Below are 3,192 nucleotides of genomic sequence, written 5' to 3'. Positions count from 1 at the left end.
GCCGCCGGCCGCAATCACCGGCACGCGCACGGCATCGACGACCTGTGGCACCAGCGCCATGGTGCCGATCTGGCTGTTCAGGTCGTCGCTGAGGAACATCCCGCGATGGCCACCGGCTTCGCTGCCCATGGCGATGATTGCATCGCAGCCGTGCTGTTCCAGCCAGATGGCTTCTTCGACGGTGGTAGCCGACGACAGCACTTTCGCCCCGGTGGCCTTGACCCGGTCCAGCAGGGATTTTTCCGGCAGGCCGAAGTGAAAGCTCACCACTTCGGGGCGGAATTCTTCCACCACTTCACAGGCGGCGTTGTTGAACGGTGCGCGGTTGGAGACGGGCGTCGGCGCGTCAAAATCGGCGCCCAGCTCGCGGTAGTAGGTTTCCAGCAGGTTCTTCCACTGAAGGTCGCGGTGAGCATCCGGCGTCGGTGGCTGATGGCAGAAGAAATTTACGTTCAGCGGCCGCGAACTGGCCTGGCGAATCGTGGTGAGTGCTTCGCGCAGTTGCTCGATGCTGAGCGCCGCCGCCGGCATCGAACCGAGGGCGCCGGCCTGATTGGCCGCAATCACCATGGCCGTGCTCGTGGCATTGGCCATCGGCGCCTGAATGATCGGTAACTCGATGCCCAGCAGGTCAAGAATTCGGGTGTCTGGCCAGGTGCTCATGGGACGCTTCTCCAACGGTGGAATGCTGTTCCGTCGTTTTAGCAGGGCCAGGCAGCACCAGGCCAGTCTGTATTATTCACTGGACGAATCCAGTGTTTCATGGGCGGTTATCAGTTGATGGCGTCGCCCAGTACTTCATGAATCCGTTGGGCAATGTGCGCGGCGTGGGTTTCCAGGGCGAAGTGGCCGGTGTCGAGTAATTCCACCACGGCGTTGGCGTTGTCGCCTTTGTAGGCATGGGCGCCCGGGGGGATGAAGAAGGGATCGTTCTGGCCCCAGATCACCAGCGCCGGCACTTGCGTGGCCTTGAAAAACGCCTGGAACGCCGGGTACAGCGTCAGGTTGTTGCGGTAGTCGAGGAACAGGTCCAACTGGATCTCGTCATTGCCGGGACGCTGCATCAGGAGCACGTCGAGCATGTAGGACTCCGGCGCCACCAGCTCCGGTTGCGACACGCCATGCAGGTACTGATAACGCGTGCCTTCCAGGCTGATGACCGCGTTGCGGATCACCTCGCGATTGGCCTGGCTCGGCTCGGCCCAGTAGGCCCGGATCGGATCCCAGGCGTCACCCAAACCTTCCAGGTAAGCATTGCCGTTTTGCGATATCAGCGCGCTGACCCGTTCCGGGTGGGCCACGGCGAGGCGCAGGCCCACCGGTGCGCCATAGTCGAACACATAGAGGGCATAGCGACTGAGGTTCAGGGCGTCGACGAAGTGGCCAACGGTGATCGCCAGGTTATCGAAGCTGTAGTGGTAATTGCGTTCGGCGGGGACTTCGGTGAAGCCGAAGCCTGGCAAGTCCGGGGCGATGATCCGGTAGCGGGTGGCAAGCAGCGGGAGCAGGTCACGGTACATATGGGACGAACTGGGAAAGCCATGCAGCAGCAGCAACACCGGCGCGGACGGGTCGCCGGCTTCACGGTAGAAAATGCGCACACCATCGGCATCAACGTGCTGATAGCGAACAACCGGGGCTGAAATCGACATGATCGTAGTCCTCTTTGTAACTGGTTAAATTGATTTGTTGGGTTACTGGTTTTGCAGGCTGCGCTTGAAAGTGTAACCTGTCAAATTAATTTAATGGGTTACTGATCGGCGAATTTAGTAACTATTCAAAAGCGAAATCAGCGGTTACGATGGCGCGGACTTGAAGAGGATTCGCCATGCCCGCCATCACCCCATCCCCATTGGAACCCTACGTCCTGGCTGATCATCCCGTGCTGGACATGCTCAATACCCGGGCGAATGTCGACGGTGTGCCCTTTGAATTCTGGCAAGGCGATGCCGATGTTGAGCGCTGGCTGGTGCGGCTTGGCTGGGCCGAGGAGGGCGCAGTACCGGTATTTGAGGAGGGGGCACTGCTGGGCGCGGCGCGGGGATTGCGGGAAGTGATCCGCGTGTTACTGGAACAGCGCAAGGCCGGCCAGCAGGGCGATCCCGGCGCGCTGAATGCGTTCCTGCGCAAGGCGGTCAGTCACCCGCAACTGGTTTGGCCGGCGCCTGGCGAGTTGCGGCTGGAGCGCCAGCGCAAGGTGCAGACTGCCGAGCAGTTCCTGGCGCCGATTGCCGAAGCCGCCGCGACGTTACTGGTGGAAGGGGATTTCGGCCTGATCCGCACCTGCGAACATCCCGAGTGCGTGCTGTGGTTCTACGACCGCACCAAGGGCCACAGGCGCCGCTGGTGCAGCATGGCGCTGTGTGGCAATCGGCATAAGGTGGCCGAGTTTCGCAAGCGCAAACTGGTGTAGACGTCCTCAGGATTCTGCCGGGCTTTCGCGCTCCAGCAACTGCCGCTTGCGCTCGACACCCCAGCGGTAGCCCGACAGATTGCCGTCGGCGCGCACCACGCGATGGCAGGGAATCGCCACCGCCAGGCTGTTGGCACCACACGCCTGGGCCACGGCGCGATAGGCGGTCGGCAAGCCGATGCGCTGGGCGATCTCGGCGTAGCTGGCGGTGCACCCCACCGGGATTTCCCGCAAGGCTTGCCACACGCGTTCCTGAAACGCAGTGCCGCGCAAGTCCAGGGGCAAGTCCAGGCCCAGGGCCGGCGCTTCGATAAAGCCCACCACCTGGGCGATCAATTGTTCGAAGTCGTGATCGGCACCCAGCAGATTGGCGCGGGGAAACTGGTCCTGCAGGTCGCGCACCAGTTTGTCCGGGTCATCCCCCAGCAGGATCGCGCACACACCGCGATTGCTCTGGGCCACCAGAATCGCGCCCAATGAGCATTGGCCAACGGCAAAGCGAATATCCGTATTGGTGCCGCCGGCTTTATAGTCACGGGGCTTCATGCCGAGCAATTGGTCGGCAGCCTCATAAAAGCGGCTGTTGGAATTGAAGCCGGCGTCGTACAGCGCGTCGGTCACCGAGTGCTGGTCCTTGAGGCCGTCGCGTACCTTGCGCGAGCGATGAGCGCTGCCGTAGCGCTTGGGCGTCAGGCCGGTCACCGCCTTGAACACCCGATGAAAATGGAACGGGCTCAAGCCGGCGAGGGCGGCCAGATCTTCAAGGGGCGGCAGGGTTT

At 62.2% G+C, this 3,192-nt stretch carries 4 protein-coding genes; 1 reads left to right on the top strand and 3 read right to left on the bottom strand.

The window, feature by feature from the left end:
* On the bottom strand, positions 1–663 hold a 663-nt coding region (locus HX846_RS19130), incomplete at its 3' end, for a nitronate monooxygenase family protein (protein WP_178965905.1).
* Between the two features lie 110 nt (positions 664–773).
* The gene (locus tag HX846_RS19125) at positions 774–1,652 is read right to left on the bottom strand and encodes an alpha/beta fold hydrolase (protein ID WP_178965904.1); all 879 of its coding nucleotides are present in this window, start codon (positions 1,650–1,652) and stop codon (positions 774–776) included.
* 176 nt (positions 1,653–1,828) lie between these two features.
* Between HX846_RS19125 and HX846_RS19120 the strand changes: the two genes are divergently transcribed.
* Complete coding sequence (locus tag HX846_RS19120; protein ID WP_178965903.1) at positions 1,829–2,413, top strand: ABATE domain-containing protein; 585 nt, start codon at positions 1,829–1,831, stop codon at positions 2,411–2,413.
* A gap of 6 nt (positions 2,414–2,419) precedes the next feature.
* Here the strand turns inward: HX846_RS19120 and ada are convergent.
* The coding region (ada, locus tag HX846_RS19115) for a bifunctional DNA-binding transcriptional regulator/O6-methylguanine-DNA methyltransferase Ada (RefSeq protein ID WP_178965902.1) at positions 2,420–3,192 on the bottom strand (773 nt) is incomplete at its 5' end.

Origin of the sequence: Pseudomonas sp. K5002 (genome assembly GCF_013386655.1) — a bacterium.
GTDB lineage: Bacteria > Pseudomonadota > Gammaproteobacteria > Pseudomonadales > Pseudomonadaceae > Aquipseudomonas.
Note: the sequence above shows the minus strand (reverse complement) of the source record. Positions and strands in the feature narration are given on the sequence as shown.